15 protein-coding genes are annotated in these 16,194 nt (G+C 72.1%); 9 read left to right on the top strand and 6 right to left on the bottom strand.

The window, feature by feature from the left end; translation table 11 throughout:
• The first annotated feature begins 102 nt into the window (after positions 1 to 102).
• Positions 103 to 282 carry a DUF5708 family protein gene (locus OHS81_RS18515; protein ID WP_088798687.1) on the top strand — a complete coding sequence of 60 codons (180 nt, stop codon included), beginning with the start codon at positions 103 to 105 and terminating at the stop codon, positions 280 to 282.
• A gap of 56 nt (positions 283 to 338) precedes the next feature.
• Here the strand turns inward: OHS81_RS18515 and OHS81_RS18510 are convergent, their stop codons facing one another.
• Entirely contained in the window at positions 339 to 1,586 is a 1,248-nt protein-coding gene (locus tag OHS81_RS18510) for a helix-turn-helix transcriptional regulator (protein ID WP_328385853.1), read from the bottom strand.
• A 371-nt stretch (positions 1,587 to 1,957) separates the two neighbouring features.
• On the opposite strand from OHS81_RS18510, the gene OHS81_RS18505 reads away from it, so the two are divergent.
• Together OHS81_RS18505 and OHS81_RS18500 are read left to right on the top strand one after the other, a co-directional pair.
• Positions 1,958 to 2,620, top strand: coding sequence for a DUF1707 SHOCT-like domain-containing protein (locus OHS81_RS18505; protein ID WP_328385852.1), 663 nt, complete (start codon positions 1,958 to 1,960; stop codon positions 2,618 to 2,620).
• Between the two features lie 14 nt (positions 2,621 to 2,634).
• Complete coding sequence (locus OHS81_RS18500; protein ID WP_328385851.1) at positions 2,635 to 3,471, top strand: ABC transporter permease; 837 nt, start codon at positions 2,635 to 2,637, stop codon at positions 3,469 to 3,471.
• A gap of 263 nt (positions 3,472 to 3,734) precedes the next feature.
• On the opposite strand, the gene OHS81_RS18495 is transcribed toward OHS81_RS18500, so the two are convergent.
• Both OHS81_RS18495 and OHS81_RS18490 read right to left on the bottom strand, forming a co-directional pair.
• Positions 3,735 to 5,450: a thiamine pyrophosphate-binding protein gene (locus OHS81_RS18495; RefSeq protein WP_328385850.1), complete on the bottom strand. Its 1,716-nt coding sequence runs from the start codon at positions 5,448 to 5,450 to the stop codon at positions 3,735 to 3,737.
• Positions 5,447 to 6,691 carry an aldehyde dehydrogenase family protein gene (locus tag OHS81_RS18490; protein ID WP_328385849.1) on the bottom strand — a complete coding sequence of 415 codons (1,245 nt, stop codon included), beginning with the start codon at positions 6,689 to 6,691 and terminating at the stop codon, positions 5,447 to 5,449. Before OHS81_RS18490 ends, OHS81_RS18495 begins: the two co-directional genes overlap by 4 nt.
• A 416-nt stretch (positions 6,692 to 7,107) precedes the next feature.
• On the opposite strand from OHS81_RS18490, the gene OHS81_RS18485 reads away from it, so the two are divergent.
• Entirely contained in the window at positions 7,108 to 8,349 is a 1,242-nt protein-coding gene (locus OHS81_RS18485; RefSeq protein WP_328385848.1) for a helix-turn-helix domain-containing protein, read from the top strand.
• A 76-nt stretch (positions 8,350 to 8,425) separates the two neighbouring features.
• On the opposite strand, the gene OHS81_RS18480 is transcribed toward OHS81_RS18485, so the two are convergent.
• Entirely contained in the window at positions 8,426 to 8,989 is a 564-nt protein-coding gene (locus OHS81_RS18480) for a 4'-phosphopantetheinyl transferase superfamily protein (protein ID WP_328385847.1), read from the bottom strand.
• Positions 8,990 to 9,587: 598 nt separating this feature from the next.
• Positions 9,588 to 9,842, bottom strand: a complete 255-nt coding sequence (locus OHS81_RS18475) for an acyl carrier protein (protein ID WP_328385846.1) — start codon at positions 9,840 to 9,842, stop codon at positions 9,588 to 9,590.
• 358 nt (positions 9,843 to 10,200) lie between these two features.
• On the opposite strand from OHS81_RS18475, the gene fabI reads away from it, so the two are divergent.
• From fabI to OHS81_RS18460, 3 genes are read left to right on the top strand one after another with little or no spacing between them, the layout of a single operon-like run.
• Complete coding sequence (gene fabI / locus OHS81_RS18470; RefSeq protein ID WP_328385845.1) at positions 10,201 to 10,971, top strand: enoyl-ACP reductase FabI; 771 nt, start codon at positions 10,201 to 10,203, stop codon at positions 10,969 to 10,971.
• A 6-nt stretch (positions 10,972 to 10,977) separates the two neighbouring features.
• On the top strand, positions 10,978 to 11,478 hold the full coding sequence (locus OHS81_RS18465) for a MaoC family dehydratase (protein ID WP_328385844.1): 501 nt from the start codon (positions 10,978 to 10,980) through the stop codon (positions 11,476 to 11,478).
• On the top strand, positions 11,475 to 12,998 hold the full coding sequence (locus OHS81_RS18460; protein ID WP_328385843.1) for a class I adenylate-forming enzyme family protein: 1,524 nt from the start codon (positions 11,475 to 11,477) through the stop codon (positions 12,996 to 12,998). The genes OHS81_RS18465 and OHS81_RS18460 overlap by 4 nt, the downstream gene beginning before the upstream one ends.
• Before the next feature lie 417 nt (positions 12,999 to 13,415).
• Here the strand turns inward: OHS81_RS18460 and OHS81_RS18455 are convergent, their stop codons facing one another.
• The gene (locus OHS81_RS18455) at positions 13,416 to 14,006 is read right to left on the bottom strand and encodes a DUF6344 domain-containing protein (protein ID WP_328385842.1); all 591 of its coding nucleotides are present in this window, start codon (positions 14,004 to 14,006) and stop codon (positions 13,416 to 13,418) included.
• Between the two features lie 380 nt (positions 14,007 to 14,386).
• On the opposite strand from OHS81_RS18455, the gene OHS81_RS18450 reads away from it, so the two are divergent.
• Complete coding sequence (locus tag OHS81_RS18450; RefSeq protein WP_328385841.1) at positions 14,387 to 15,337, top strand: ABC transporter ATP-binding protein; 951 nt, start codon at positions 14,387 to 14,389, stop codon at positions 15,335 to 15,337.
• Between the two features lie 10 nt (positions 15,338 to 15,347).
• Positions 15,348 to 16,151 carry an ABC transporter permease gene (locus OHS81_RS18445; RefSeq protein ID WP_328385840.1) on the top strand — a complete coding sequence of 268 codons (804 nt, stop codon included), beginning with the start codon at positions 15,348 to 15,350 and terminating at the stop codon, positions 16,149 to 16,151.
• The last annotated feature ends 43 nt before the right edge of the window (positions 16,152 to 16,194 follow it).

Genomic DNA, 16,194 nt, shown 5'->3' with positions numbered 1-16,194 from the left:
GGACGGAAAGTGCCTACCTGCGGATGATCCGAATGCGCCGGCCGGGCGGGACGCTGGTCCGTACAACGCGCTCCGACACATCACAGGGAACGAGGGGAACTCATGAAGGGTATTGCCGTAGGCATTGTGCTGGCGATCGCAGGTCTGGTCCTGTGGCTGACCACAAAGGAAGTGGAGACCCCGATCGTCTCACTTCACAAGGCCGGGCTGATCCTGGCGATCATCGGTGGCGCGGAGGCCTTGTTCGCGCTCCTGGGATTGGGAAAGAAAGCTAATAAATAAACGCGCAGTACGCGCAAGAGTGGCATTGCACCACAGCGGACACGGCCCCGGTGCCGTCAGTCCCGCTTTTCGAGGAGAGCCGTCAGCCGTTCCCGGGCCCGCTCGGCGTGCCGGTACGCCTGGGCCCTGCGGAACAGTTCCGCGGAATACCGGAAGTGCCCGGCCGCCCTTTCCCGGTCCCCCACCCGCTCACATGCCGCCGCGATCTCACCGAGCGCGGCGGCTTTCTCATGACCGCGGCCGGTATCGGGCAGCGCGGCCAGCCGCTCGCCCAGCGCAAAGAGGCGGTCGGTGTCACCGGCCGCCTCCGCACGGACCGCATCGGCGGCCGTGAGCCAGAGCGGGAATTCCGGTTCCTGCGCCACCGAGGCCACCACCAGCCCCCGCTCGACGATGCTGTGGGCCGCTTCCGTCTCGCCCCGGTGCAGCAACAGCAGGGCGTACCGGCCGTTGATCTTCTCCCAGAGCGGGAAGCCGGCGGCCGGGGTCACCCGGCGCGCACACTCCCCCAGCAGGGCGGCGGCACGCTCCGCCTCGCCGCGGTCACTCAGGTCGAGCGCCCGGTGCAGAGCGATGGCGGCGTGCGGCCCGGGGAGCACGCCGTCGGCCGGGGGCCGGGCCCGGTCGCCGCCCGGAGCCCAGTCGGGGCAGCCGCTCCAGTACGCGCAGCGGGTGAGCACTTCGAGGGCCAGCAGCGAGTGGAACCCGGTCTCGGGGCGCCGGCCTTCGCATTCGAGGTAGCCGGTGAGTGCGTGGCGCAGCCCGTCCTGGACCCGGCCGGCCGATTCCAGCAGACCGGCCAGCGCGATCAGAGCGCGCAGCCGGGACTCGGCGTACGGCACGGGGGCCGGCGCCTCCAGCATCCGCAGCAGGACCTGTGCGCCCTCGTCGGCGCGGCCGAGCGTGCCCAGTATTTCGGCAATGGCGAGCTGCGCCTCGGCAAATACGTCGTCCTGCCGCCCTGCCGGTTCCCTTTCGGCCAGTGCGCGGAATTCGGACAGCGCGCCCTCGGCGTCACCGCCGTCCCATTGCCTGCGCGCCGCCACCAATCGCCCGACGAGGTCGAGCCTGCGGACCCGGCCGGTGGTTTCGGCCTGCCCGCCGGTGCCGGATATTTCCTCCACGCCCACGCCGAGGCGTTCCGCCAGGATCTTGAGTGCCCGGCCGCTGGGAATACGCTTCCCGCGTTCCACCAACGAGATGTAGCTGGACGACATGTCGGGCCCGGCAAGGTCGTGCTGTGTCATACCGGCGCCGACCCGGAGCTCTTTGATTCTCCTCCCGGTGTCCGCCAGCTCAGGCATTCGACAAACCCTCCGGATTTCGGACGACGGATGATCCCGGCCGGCTGCATCAAATCGCCGAGTCACAATGAGTGGTCGGCACTTTACCAAGCAGTCAAGAAGAAGTCGACCGATATTCGGATTTCTCCCCGGCCCTTCACCGAGTCCGCCGAGATCATTTCGATGCCCTCGGTGCATTGCGTCCGGCGCCGCGCCGAGAGGCCGGTGCGCACACCGGAAAACCGGCTGCCGGGTACACCGAACTGTGTGCCGCGGGGCCGTGGGTCAACCTTTCGATGTACTACCGCACGGCGATGCACACCCCGGAGGTGACGTGGTCGGATGAGCCATCAAGCGCCCCACCACCGCCGGACTCCGCGGAGGCATCACCCATGACGCAGCCCCCACGCCCGGATCTGCAGAAGAATCCGGCGCCCCCTTCCCCCTCGTCGCCTTCGGTGCTGGCCTCCGACGCCGAGCGCGAGAACATGGTCGAACGGCTCAGAGAGGCCGCCGTGGAAGGCCGGTTAACCCTGGAGGAGCTGGCCGAACGGTCCGAGGCGGCCTATCTGGCCCGTACCCGCACGGAGTTGATGTCCGTCGGCGACGACCTGCCGCAGGTGACGCCCCCGGCACCGCCGGGCCCGGCCGGTCCGGCGGGAGCGCGCACCTTCCGCGCCACCTTCGGCGACCTCGTCCACCGCAGCCCCGTCCTGGAACACGGCATCGAGGCGACCGCGGTCTTCGGGGACCTGACCCTGGACCTGTGTGCCTCCCCGGCACCGTCCACCGGCGAACTGACCATCGCGGCCCGTGCGATCGTCGGCGATGTGCATCTGCTGCTCCCGGAGGGCGTCCGGGTCGAGATGAACTGCAGCCAGGTCCTCGGGGATGTGCGCGATCTGACCCGGGCGCACGCCGGCCCGGAAGCCATCACCCCGCTCGTGCGCATCACCGGCGCCGCCGTCCTCGGCGACATCATCGTCGCCCACCCCGACAGCGACCGCCGCACGTACTGGCAGAAGTGGCTCGACGAGCGCCGCACCCGGGCCTGACCACAGGAGCAGCCGTGGCATCCGCTCAGACCCTGCCCCGCTCCGCACCGTCCGCCCCCGTGCCCGACGAGGGGCGGATCGGACTGCGGGCGAGCGCGCGGCACACCGGCGCGCTGGTCCGCCGCAACCTCCTGCAGATCCGGCAGAACCCGACGGCGATGACCGACGCGCTGCTGATGCCGGTCGTGCTGACCGTGCTGTTCGTCTTCGTCCTGGGCGGCTCGATCGACCCCGGCGGTAACCGCGTGCGGTACACCGCCTTCCTGGTACCGGGGCTGATGGTGATCCTCGGCATGACCATCGCCATGGCCGTGGGCGTCGGCGTCAACGACGACTTCCGTACGGGCGTGATGGACCGCTTCCGCACGATGCCCATCGGCCGCTCCTCGGTGCTGGTGGCCAAGGTGGTGGTGGAGACCGGCCGGATGCTGGTGGCCATCACGGTGCTCCTGATCGTCGGCGCGCTGCTCGGCTTCGACGTCGCCGGGCACTGGCCCGGCCTGCTGGCCGCGACCGCCCTGACCGCCGTGTTCGGCACCTCGCTGGTGTGGACCTTCATGCTGCTGGGCCTGACCCTGCGCACCGCACAGGCCATCCAGGGGCTCTCGGTCCTGGTGCTGACCCCGCTGGAGTTCGGCTCCTCGATCTTCGTGCCGCCCTCGACCATGCCGGACTGGCTGTACACCTTCACCCGCTTCAATCCCCTGACCCACATGGCCGATGCGGCCCGCGGACTCGCCCTGGGCGAGGGCCCGGTGGCCGGCCCGGTGCTCTGGACGCTGGTGTGGTCGGTGGGGCTGACCGCCCTCACCGCCCCGGTGGCCGTCGCCAAGTTCCGCACCAAGACCTGACACCGATCCGTACGGAGCCGAGCGCCTCCCCTGGCACGCCCTCGGCGTGGCTCCCTCCGTACGAAGAAGTCGTGCCCGGCTCCCTCCGGCACCCCCGGGCCGGAGGGGGCCGGGCACGCGACCTCCCCGTCTTGACCTCCCCGTCGGGGCCGCACCTTTCTGGTGCCGCCCACCGTCCGCTGTCCGCCGGCCGCCGTCCGCCGTCCACCCGCCCCGGGCCGACGGGCCCTGATGGCCCGACAGCCCCAGCGGCCCCGATGGGGCTAATGCCCCTCCCGCTCCGGGAAGTCCCCCGCGGCGGCGGTCATCCCGGGCGGGGTGTCGGCGAGCGCGGTCGCCACCTCCACCACGGCCGTGGTCCCGGCCGCGACCTGCCGCCAGGCGTCCGCCAGCGCCCCGGGCAGCTCGTCGGCGTCCGTGACCCGCCGGTAGCCCAGGCCGTAGGCGCCGGCCAGGCCCTCGGTGCCGGTCGGGCGGGACCGGGTGAAGGCGAAGCGCGAGCCGGCCGGGGAGACCCGGTCGAGGTTGGACTGCAGCCAGCCGTAACCGCCGTTGTCGAGGACGACGTAGAGCACGGCGACGCCCGCGTCGGCGACGGTGGGCAGCTCGCCGCGGAAGAGGTTGAAGGCACCGTCGCCGACCACCGCGGCCACCGGCCGCCCGGTCGGTTCGGCCAGCCGTACGCCCACCGCGGCGGCCGCGCCGAAGCCGAGCGGGGTCTGCTCGCTGGGCACCACGGAACCGCCGCGGGACCCCAGCGACCAGTGCGGGAAGAAGTACGACCACATGTCCTGCAGGCCGTTCTCCTGGACCAGGACACGGTCCGCGGGGAGCGCCCGGTCGAGGGCGGCGAGCACCCGGGCGACCGGCACGGCCCCCTCGGTCACCGTCTTGGCGGCCTCCTCGGCGCGGTCCGCCGCACGCCGCTCCAGCGCGGCCCGCACCGCATGGACCCGCGCCGGCCAGTCGCCCGTGGGCCGGTGACCGGACAGCAGCTCCGTCCAGCCGTCGACGATCCGTCCGGCGTCCCCGAGCACATGACCGCCGGGCCGCTCCATGGCCAGATTCTCCTCGCCCAGCACCGCCTGGATCACCGGGAGTTGCGCCGTCTGCTCCGGCCAGCCGAAGGTGGCGGTCTCCTCCAGGCGGCTGCCCAGCGCGATGACCAGGTCCGCCTCCCGCCACAGCGTGTCCATCGGGGCGACCGTGTAGAGGCCGCTGACGCCGCAGTGCAGCGGGTGGTCCTCGGCGACCGTGCCACGGCCGGAGGCGGTGCTGAAGAGCCCGGCGCCGAGCAGTTCGGCGAAGCGCTCCATGCGGCGGCCGGTGTTGCGGTGCCGGGCGCCGCCGCCGACCAGCAGCAACGGCCGCTCGGCCGCGGCGATCCGGGCGGCGGTGGCGGCCAGCGCCTCCGGGTCGGGGCCGGGCCGCTGGGGCGTGGCCGGGCGCCACGGCCCGTTGCGGGTGACCGGTTCGGCGGCGATCTGCTCGGCGAGCTCCAGGTAGACCGGCCCCGGGGCGCCGTTGACGGCGAGCGCGGCGGCCTTCTCCAGGGCGCCGGGCAGCCGCTCGGGGTGGTCGACGCGGGTCGCCCACTTCACGTACGGGCGGATCGCGGTCAGCTGGTCCAGTTCCTGGAAGGCGCCGGTGCCGAGCCGGTCGAGCCGGGTGCCGTCGGCGATGAGGAGCAGCGGCACGGCGGCGGAGCGCGCCTCCAGGACGCCGGTGAGCGCATTGGTCAGCGCGGGGCCCTTGCCGATCACGCAGACGCCGGGGCGGCCGGCGGCGAGCGCGTAACCGGTCGCCATGAACAGGGCGTTGCGCTGGTCGCGGCAGAGCACCACCGTGGTGTCGGACCGCTCCAGCTCCCCGAGCAGCGCCATATCGTCGCCGGGCAGCCCGAACACCACCTCGGTGCCCAGGTGGTGGAGGTGGTCGGCGATCGCGGACCAGGCGGTGGGGTGGACATGCGGGGTCATCGGCCGGCTCCCGGTCCGTAGGCGGCGACGGCCTGGGAGATCAGTACGGGTTCGGCCCGCACGTCCTCGCCGTCGGCGATGTAGTTGGCCATCCGGCCGTAGCCGCCGAACGGGGCGTTGCCGTTGTCGATGGAGAGCAAGGTGGTGTCGAGGGTGACGGTGGTGCGCCGGCGCAGCGCCTCGACGAGGCCGGGGGCGTGGCCGTAGACGCTGGAGCCCAGGGCGCGTTCGGTGAACATGCCCGTGGTGAGGGTCGCGGCCAGCGCGTCCTCGTCGCGGTAGCCGGCGATGTTGAAGATGGGGGCGAAGAACTCCGGTACGTGGGTGCGCGGGGTGACCTCCGGACCGACGACGACGGTGGGGTCGAGCCGCCGGCCGCGGAAGTCGACGTGCCCGCCGTGCACGATGCCGCCGTGGTTGCGGGCGAGGAACTGCGCGCCGTCCTCCAGTGCGCTCTCGTAGAAGATCGGCCCGAAGTCGGCGTCCGGGTCACAGTAGGGGCCGTAGCGCAGCCCCTTCAGCTCGCTGACCAGGGTGTCGACGAACGGGTCGAGCAGCGACTCGTGGACGCTGAACAGGTCGGGGCCCAGGCAGTCCTGACCGGTGTTGAGGACCCGGATGGCGATCGCGTCGCGGACCGCCCGCTCCACATCGGCGCCGGGGGCGACGACGAACGGGTTGACGCCGGAGCCGAGGAAGAGGAAGAGCTGCCCGGGGGAGAGCTGGGCGCGGATCTGCTCGGCGTTGGCGTAGGCGCCGGTGAAGACGACGACATCGGCGGGGCGGACGTGCTCCTGCAGGAACTCCCGCTGGCTGGCGCCGGTGAGACTGATCGGCAGGCCGTGCCGCTCGGCGAGCAGGGTGTGCAGCCGCTGCATCTGGTCCTTGACCCGGCTGGAGGGGCGGAAGACCAGGCGGTCGGTGTAGAGCGCCGGGACCAGGAGGTAGAGGGCGTAGGAGTAGAGGATGACGTTCGACGGCATGAAGGCGGCCAGCCGGGGGACGCGTCCTGGCCGGTGGGCGGCCACCTCGTCCAGGGCCCCGTCGAGGGTGGCGATGGTCGACTCGATCTCGTAGCGCGCGGCGCGGTGGGTGGAGATCTCGCACAGCAGCTCGTGCACGGTACCGGCGTCGTTCACCAGGAAGTCCCGGACCCGGTGCACGGCCGCCACACGCCGGCTGTCGGTGCTGTCCTCCTCCGGCTCGGCGGCCACGGTCGGCCATGCGGGAGCGGAGCTCATATGTCCCTCCTCGGGGCGTAGTCCATGGAGGGTCAGCGTCAGCCAACTGTCATTTATTGTCAAGTAAAGTCATTACACTCGACTTCCTCATATGACAAGCGGCCGCACTCCCGGCCGGTCCGCGGGCCCCCTCACACTCCTGCCCACCGTGGCGCCAAACCCCCGAGGCAACCTCCCATCTGTCGTAATACACCCGCCCGGACCACGGGAATGCCACGCTCCGAACGTGACAAAAAATGACTCCCGGTGCGGAGCCGGGTCGTTCACAATCGCCCCTGAGCAGGCCTGTGACGAGTAGACTCGCGGTCATTGCGTTCCGTCTGTCCGCAGCGTCCGCGCCCCCGTCACCGTCCGTCCGCCCCACTCAACTGCGAGCGATTTTCTTGACGATTGAGCAGCCTGCTTTCGGTAAGCGAGTGCGGGAGGTCCGGCGCTCTCAGGGTCTGTCCCAGGGGGACCTCGCCGGGGACGATCTCTCCCCCAGCTATGTCTCGCTGGTCGAGAACGGCCGCAGAGTCCCCGGCGCCAAGATCGCCCGGTCCCTCGCCCAGCGCCTCGGCACGACGGTCGGGGCGCTGTGCGCCACCGACGAGCCCGGCGACCGGCTGACCCGGCGCCTGGCCCTGGTCGGCCAGTTGGTGGCCGCCCGGTCCAGCCAGCTGGCCGGTGACTGGCCGGCCGCCCGGCGGCAGTTGGAGTCCGTGGTGGAGCAGGCCGGCACCGGTCACGACGAGGTGCGCTGGGAGGCACGCTGGGAACTGGCCACCGTCCTCGGGCGGCTCGACGACCCGGCCCGCCATGAAGCGGCGCTGCGCCACCTCCTCGACGATCCGCTCACCCGCTCCGCGCCGGTGCTGCACGCCCGCGTCGCCGTCGAACTCGCCCAACTGCTGCGCACCGCCGGCCGCCTCGCGGACGGGCTCCGCTTCGCCGAGGAGGCCGTCCGGGTCACCGGCGAGCTGGAGCCCGGCCGCCCCGAGCGGGCGCAGGCCCGGATGGCGCTGCTGTCGGTGTCCGTCGACAGCGGGGAGTGGAGCCGCGCCGAACAACTCGGGGCGGAGCTGCAGGCGGAGGTCGCCCCCCTCCCGGCCGGTGAACTGCGGGCCGCCGCGCTGTGGGCGGTGGCCGGGACGCAGTATCTCGGCGGGCACCCGGAGCGGGCGCTGGAGCTGCTGGCCGAGGCGGAGCAGCTGCTCGCCGCGACGGACGGTGTGCGGCTGCGGCTCCAACTGGCCCGTGCCCGTACGCTGCTGGCCCTCACCGCGGGCCCGGCGGACGAGGCCGACGCCCTGCTGGCGCGGGCCCGGCAGGCCGCCGCGCTCGTCGACACCCCGTCCACCAGGACCTGGCTCGCCGTTCTGGAGACGGCCGCGGCGCTGCGCCACCACCGGCCGGCGGCGGCCGCTGAGCACGCCACGGCGATCGATCCCGACGCCGCCGGGCTGACGCCCCTCGACCGTGCCCGCGCTCTGCTCCACCTCGCCCGCGCCCATCGCGCGGACGGCGGCGTGGAGGCCGCGGAGGCCGACTTCAAGGAGGCCGCCGAGGGCTATGAGCACGCCGGCGCCTTCCGGCTGGCGCTGGAGAGCTGGCGGGAGCTGAGCGCCGGCGGCCGTACGGGCGAAGGCCCTGATCCGCACGCGGTGCTCATGCCGTAGAGGGGTGTCCTGCGCCTGGGAGCGGTGTCCGGGCCTGGGGAGTCTCCCTCTTGGCATCCCCCTCTGGACATCCCCTCTAGGCGTCCCTCCAGGCGCTGCCCGCCCCGGCTGTCGCGTCGCCGTGGCTACCGGCGGGCTCGCACGGCGCCCGCCAGATCCGGACCCCGGGCGCCGGGGCCGAGGTCGCCGCGCAGGCCACGGTCTGCGGGCCCGCGGGCAGTTCGCGGACGTACGCCGTGCCGCCGGGGCCCGCGGCGGATCCGGGGATCACGACCTTGCCCTCCCGCACACCGCTCAGCGCGTCGATCGCGTCGGCGGCGGCCAGCTCGCCGCGGCCGGTCAGCCGTAGTGCCGCTTCCTTACGGGTCCACAACTGGGCCAGTCGCCGGCCCCGCCGGCCCGCCGGAGCCTCCTGGACGTAGTCGCGCTCCAACGGGGTGAAGGGGAGGAGCAGTTCGCCGACCGGTCCACGGGGCACGGTGTGCACGGACAGCGCCACCGGGAGGTCCCTGATCAGGGCCAGGAACCGCCGGCCCGTGTCCCCGCCGGCGTCGAGGCAAAGACGGGTGCCCGGCCGCCGGCCGGCGGCGGGCTGTTCGGCGCACACCGGCCGTCCGAAGCCGTCCCGGGTCACCCGCATATCGCTGGGAGAACAATGCAGCAGCCGGCCCAGAAATGCCGTTAAACAGTCGGGCCGTCGAATGTCAACGGGTACGTTCGAGAATATATGCAGAAAACCGTCGACTAATTCCGATGAGCGGGACGGGTCCCAACACGCCTCCTCTTGGGGCACGTTGGCCGGTCCGCCGTCATGGTTGAGCGAATGCGCGCCACAGGAAGGCTGGTCCCCCCGCATAGATCCCCTCGCACCATGTCTCCTTTCCGGACGGTCACATCCGAGAAAGCAGTGCACTGAGTCGATTTGATTTACACTCCGGAGATCTTCAAGGTATCCCTGGTCTATGCCTGCGTCAACAAGCGACGACCGAAAATCAACTTCGTTTTACCCGAGGGCATTACGAGATTTCGCCACCGCGCGCCCGGCGCGACGCGGTGAACCCCGGGTGACCGCAAGCCGAAGGCCGGCCGCTCTTCAACGGGCGGCAATCTGACTGCTATTCACCGTCCTTGTCCGGGTGCCTTCTTGTGCGGGCGCCGACTTGCGCGGGTGACGCGTGCCCGGGTGCGCTTCTGCCGGTGCGGCATGGCCGGCAGAAGCGCACGGCCGGCGGCCGCCCTCAGGACGCCGCCTGCTTCTCCACCCGGATCACTATGTCCAAAACCGTGCGCATGTCCTTCATCTCCTCTTCGGGCAGCTCGATCCCGAAGCGCTCTTCCGCCACGACGATGACCTCGGCCATCGCGAGCGAGTCCACATCCAACTCCTCGACCAGGGACTTCTCTTCGGTCACCTCGGCCGGCACCACGCCGGCCACCTCGTGCAGGATCTCGGCGAGCTGCGCAACGATCTCTTCGCGGGTCGGGACGGTCATAACGGTCACCTCTCTGTGGAGTGCGGGGTGGCGCAGGGCGGAGGGGCGGCCCGGAGGCCGTGCGGAGCGGCCGCGGCCCGGCCGGCGGCCTGCCACGGGGCGGGGCCGGGACCAGGGCCGGGGCCGACCGGCCGACGCGGCATCCCGGCACGGGGGCATCACCGGGAAGTCCTGCGCGCCGGCGCGACGTCCACATCTCCATGACACTGGAGTCATTCTTTTGACTACACTTGACTGTTCCAGTCAACTGGAGGTCCGATAGGTTGTCAATGACGGCCTTTCAAGACCAAGTCAGGACACAGCTTCTGAGTTGTCTTCAGTGACTCCGAAGTCGGAATGAGTCAGACGGAGGAACCGCATGAGCGGTCTGCTCGACGGAAAGCAGCTGGTCATCACGGGTGTGATCACCGAGAGCTCGATCGCCTACGCGGTGGCACGCCTCGCCCAGGAAGAGGGCGCCAAGATCGTCCTTACCGCCTACGGACGGCCGAGTCTGGTCGCCCGGCTCGCCCGGCGGCTGCCGGAAGAGCCCCCGGTCGTGGAGCTGGACGTCACGGACGAAGAACAGCTCAGCACCCTCGCCGACCGCGTCGGCGCGCACCTCGACGGCCTCGACGGCGTACTGCACTCCGTCGCCAACGCCCCCGCCACCTGCCTGGACGGCGGCTTCCTGACCGCACCGTGGCGCGATGTGTCCGCCGCCCTGCACACCTCGACGTACTCCCTGGTGGCGCTGGCCATGGCCTGCCGGCCGCTGCTCCGCCCCGGGGCCGGTGTCGTCGGCGTCGACTTCGACGCCTCCCGTGCCTGGCCCGGCTACGACTGGATGGGCGTCGCCAAGGCCGGACTCGAGGCCTGCTCCCGCTATCTGGCGCGCGACCTCGGGGGCCAGGGCATACGGGCCAACCTCGTCGCGGCCGGCCCCCTGCGCACCCTGGCCGCGCGCGGGATCGGCGGTGACGGCCCGTCCTTCGAGAAGAGCTGGGCGGCCCGCGCCCCGCTCGGCTGGGATCCGCAGGATGCCGAACCGGTCGCCCGTACGTGTGTGGCGCTGCTGTCGGACTGGCTGCCCGCCACCACCGGCGAGATCGTGCACGCGGACGGCGGCCACCACATGATCGGCGACTGAGCGGCGATGACGGAGAGAGCGGCGGCGGACGGAGCGGCGGCGCCCAGCACGCTGTGCTGCGGCCCGTACGCCATCGAGCGGCGGCGGATCGCCGCCTTCGCCGCCGCGCTCGGCGACCCCCACCCCGCGTACACGGACCCCGCCGCCGCCCGCGCCCTCGGCCACCCGGACATCATCGCCCCGCCCACCTACCTGGCCACCCTCGCCGCCCACGCCGAAGACCAACTCCTGCGCCTGCAACCGGCTTTCGGCACCACCGAGGGCACCGTGCACCGCGGGCAGACGCTGCGCCATGCCCGCCCCGCACACGCCGGCGACACCCTGCACGCGACCGTGCACCTCACCACCACCACCCTCGCCGGCCGCCCCCTCCTCACCCTCGACTGCGAGTTCCGGGACGAGGGTGGCGCCCGGGTGGCCACCACCACGTCCTCGCTGCTGCGCCCGGCCACCGCCCCGCGGCCCGCCCGGCGCCCGCTCGACACCACGGAATCGGACCACCCATGACCGACACCATCGCCCCTCCGGTCGCCGCCGCCCGTCTCGTCGACGGCACCGCGGCCCCGACCGGCGGCAGCGCGGCCCCGCTCGACGCCACCGGCCGCCTCGACGGCCCGACGCTCGGCCTCCGGATCCGCACCACCGCACACGCCTTACGGCAGCTCGGCCTCCGCACCGGCGACCGGGTCCTGGTGCAGGGCGACAACAGCGTCGGCTATGTCGTCACCCTGCTGGCCCTGATGCAGCTGGACACCTCGCTCATCCCGCTCGACCACCGGCTCTCCGGCGCCGACGCCGCCGCGGCCGGCCGCCAGGCCCGGGCCCGCTGGCTGGTCACCGCCGCCGACCACGCCACCGGCTTCCCCGGCATCCCCGACCGGCGCGTCATCCACTACCCGCGGCTGGCCGCCGACGCCCCGCCGCCCCCACCCGGCGCCGTCGGTCTGGCCCCCTGGTTCCGCCGCCCCGACGCCCTCGTCCTGTGGTCCTCGGGCACCACGGGACGGCCCAAGGGCATCATCAAGCCCGGCCGGGCCGTCCTCGACAACTCACTGCGCACCATCCAGGCCATGGGCTACCGGGAGGACGACGTCCTCGCGCCGCTGCTGCCCTTCTCGCACCAGTACGGGCTCTCCGTCATCCTGCTGTGGTGGCTGGCCCGTTGCACCCTGCTGGTCACCCCCTACCAGCGGCTCGACGCGGCCGTCGGCCAGGCCGCGGCCCACGGCGCCACCGCCGTGGACGCCGCCCCGTCCACGTACCACTCGCTCCTCGGCGTGGTGCGCCGCCGCCCGGAGGCACGCGCCGGGCTCGCCGGCGTACGGCTCTGGGGCGTGGGCGGCGCACCGCTGCCCGCGCCGCTGGCAGAGGCCTTCCACACGACAATGGGCCGCCCGCTCCTGGACGGCTACGGTCTGACGGAACTCGGCAATGTCGCGCTGGCCACCCCCGACGCACCGCACGGCTGCGGGCGCCCGTTGCCCGGCGTACGGCTGCGCGTCATGCGCCCCGACGGCACCGCTGCCCACGCCGGCGAGCTCGGCGGCATCGAGGTGCGCTCACCCGGGCTGATGGCCGGCTACCTCCAGGAGGACGGCTCGCTCACGCCGGTCGACCCGGACGCGTGGTATCCGACGGCCGACCTGGGCAGTGTCGACGCCGAGGGCACCGTGCGGGTGGTGGGCCGCAATCAGGCCGTGCACCGGCTGGGCTTCACGCTCTACCCCGAGAGCCTGGAACGCCGTGCCGAGGCCTGTGGCCGGCCGGTGAAGGTACTGGCGGTCGAGGACCAACGCCGTGGCAGTGCACTGCACTTCGTGGTCGCCGACCCCGACGGGGAGGCTCCGCTCACCTGGCGCCGACGGCTCGCCGAACACCTCGCGGAGTATGAACAGCCCAATGCGGTCCATGTCGTCGACCACTTCCCGCTCACGGCCAACGGAAAGCCCGACACGCGTGCGTTGCGTGCGGAGCTCGGGCTGGAGCTGGGAGGGGGTCCGGGGACCGCTGCCCCGGTCGGGAGCTGAGCCGGACAACTCCGGGTGGAGGGCGGGTGGTTCAGGCCTGCGGGACCCCCGGGAAGTCCGGGTGGTTCACGTCTCTGGGTGGTGCACGTCTCTGGGTAGTTCACATCTGCGGGTAGTTCACGTCTGCGGGTGGTTCACGTCTGCGGGTGGTTCACGTCTGCGGGTGGTTCGCTTCCGCGGGCGGTTGGTTCATGCCTGCGGATGAGACATGTCTGCTGTGGTTTCACGTGGAACATGTCGATCTGCGCTGCCTCGTCTACGACGCTTCCTCGCCGGCGTCCATGCCGGCGTGAGCTCGGTGGGAGCGTTCGCTCGGCGTGAGCGTTCGCTCGGCGTGCGTGTCCGCCGGAGCTGTCACGCGTCGTTGCGCCCTTTTCAAAGGGCCGGGTACCGGCTTCAGAACGGCTGCCGCCCGGTTCAGACGGCGCGAGCGGTGTGCGCATGGCGGCGGGCCGCCGGAATGGCCGCGGGGCGTGCGTCCGCCTCGGCACCGGCGTCCGGCCCGGTACCGACCGGGGCAGGGACAGGGGCCGGGGCAGGGGCCGAGGCCGGGGCAGGGGCCGGGGCAGGGGCCGGGGCCGGGGCCGGGGCCGGGGCGGCGAACTCGTCGGCCGTCGGCTCGGTGCGGGAGCGCAGGCGGGTGCGCAGACCGGGCGAGGTGCCATGGGCCTCGGCGCTGATGCGCTGCTTGATCGTCGGCGGCAGCTCGGGCCGGGCGAACATCCGCCGGGCGGGGCCGGCTTGGCAGTACAGCGGTACGGCGCGCGGAGCGGGCACGGCAGGGGCCCCCGTCCCTGGCCCGCGGTCCGGTGCGGCGCACCTCACCGCCTCCGGGGCCTCGGCCTCGGGGGCGTCGGTGCCCGCGTTTCCGTTGCCCAGGGTCCGCTCGTACAGTGCGGCATCCCGGCGCGCGGCCGAGGCCGTCGCGGAGACACCCAGTGCTGCCAGCAGCTTGCCCAGCATGGCAAGGCACACCGCCCAGAACTTCATGACCTTGGTCGCAGCCATGGCCCCTCACTTTCGGTCAGGATCTCCCCGAGAGATCCGTTGCGTCTGCTTCGTTGTGCTTTCTCAGTTGCTTCGCTTCAGGCGCTTCACTTCAGTTGCTTCGCTTCGGTTGCTTCGCTTCCGTTGCGCCGCTTCCGGTGCACCGCTTGGATGGCGTCGCTTCTGTTGCGTTTTCTTATGATGAGTACGCAATGGGAGGATTCACGGACCGACGCCCCCGGATCGGCGTTCTTCCGATGAACACCACCCGTACGCAGTAGCCACAGCCGTCGGACGGCAGGCCGGCGACGGGTCGCAGCCTCCGGTCAACCGATCGGTTGATGCCGTTCCGAGCGGGTTGGGCGATGTGCCACCGAGTGCGCCGGGCGGATTCTCGGGTTATGGCAATCATCGAAGTCACCGGGCTGCGCAAGGTCTACGGGGGCCGGGCCGTGGTCGACGAGGTCTCCTTCGCCGTAGCGGAGGGAGAGATCTTCGGCGTCCTCGGCCCGAACGGCGCCGGCAAGACGACGACCGTCGAGTGCATCGAGGGCCTTCGCGTCCCGGACGGCGGGACGGTGCGCGTGGGCGGGCTGGATCCGGTCGCCGACCACGACCGGGTCACCCAGATCCTGGGCTCCCAGCTCCAGGAGAGCGAGCTGCAGAACAAACTCACCGTGCAAGAGGCGCTGGAGCTCTACGCCGCCTGCTATCCACGCCCGGCCGACTGGCGCGGGCTCGTCGAACGGCTCAGCCTCACCGACCGGCTCTCCGCACGCTTCGGCAAGCTCTCCGGCGGCCAGAAGCAGCGGCTGTTCATTGCGCTTGCGCTGATCGGCAATCCGCGGGTGGTGGTGCTCGACGAGCTGACCACCGGCCTCGATCCGCGGGCCCGCCGGGACACCTGGCAGCTGATCGAGGAGGTGCGTGCCTCCGGGGTGACGGTGCTGCTGGTCACGCACTTCATGGAGGAGGCCCAGCGGCTGTGCGACCGGATCGCGGTGATCGACCGCGGCCGGGTCGCCGCCCTGGACACCCCGGCGGGTCTGATCAGCAAGGCCTCGCGGTCCGTCGTCATCTCCTTCACGCCGTCGGCACCGCTCGACCCGGCCGAGCTGGCGGCGCTGCCACAGCTCGGGTCCGTGGAACGGACCGGCCGGACCGACGGCCGGACCGACGGACGGGACGCGCCGGGGTCCGCCGGTGAGCGGCTGGTGATCCACGGCACGGACACCACGGTCGACGCGGTGATCTCCCTGCTGGCCCGGCACCGCATCACCGCACGGCAACTACGGGTCGGCGACGCCACGCTCGACGACGCCTTTCTCGATCTGACCGCGCAGGAAGCCTGAGGTGCCCGCCATGCCCGCCACATCCACCACATCCGCCCCGGCACACCCGCCGGCCCCGCCGAAGACCCGGGCCGCAGCCGCCGCGCGCGCCGTTCTGAAGACCGAGGCCCGGCTGTTCCTGCGCGAGCCCGGGTCCCTGTTCTGGATCCTGGTCTTCCCGACCCTGCTGCTGACCATCCTCGGTCTGATCCCCTCCTTCCGGGAGGCCAATCCGTCGCTGGGCGGCCGGCGGACCATCGATCTGTATGTTCCGGTGGCGCTGCTGCTCGCCGCGATCACCACCGGAATCCAGGTGATGCCCGCGGTGCTGACGGGCTATCGGGAGCGCGGCATCCTGCGCCGGATGTCGACGACCCCGGTACGGCCCCCGGCGCTGCTCGGCGCGCAGATCGCCCTGCACGGTGGGGCCACCGTGGCCTCCATGGTGCTGGCGCTCACCGTCGGCCGGATCGCCTTCGGTGTGGCGCTGCCCGGGCAGCTTGCCGGCTATGTGCTGGCGGCCGTGCTGACCCTGTGCAGCGCGCTCGCCCTGGGCTGCCTGCTCTGCGCGCTCTCCCCGACCACCAAGGCGGCGAGTGTGGCCGGCACGGCGGTGTTCTTCCCGATGATGTTCGCGGCGGGCGTGTGGATTCCGGTCCAGGCGATGTCGGACACGCTGCAGCAGATCGTCCAGTTGCTGCCGTTCGGTGCCGCCTCGCAGGCACTCGCCCAGGCCTCGTCCGGCCACTGGCCCGGCTGGTCGCATCTCGCCGTGCTGGCGGCGTGGACCCTCGTGCTGGGCTTGGTCGCCAGGCGTCGCTTCCGGTGGGAGTGAGGGTGGCAACCGGAGTCTGGGTGTCCGCACACCGCCCGGGAGA

The organism is Streptomyces sp. NBC_00400 (assembly GCF_036048035.1).
Lineage (GTDB): Bacteria > Actinomycetota > Actinomycetes > Streptomycetales > Streptomycetaceae > Streptomyces.
Note: the sequence above shows the minus strand (reverse complement) of the source record. Positions and strands in the feature narration are given on the sequence as shown.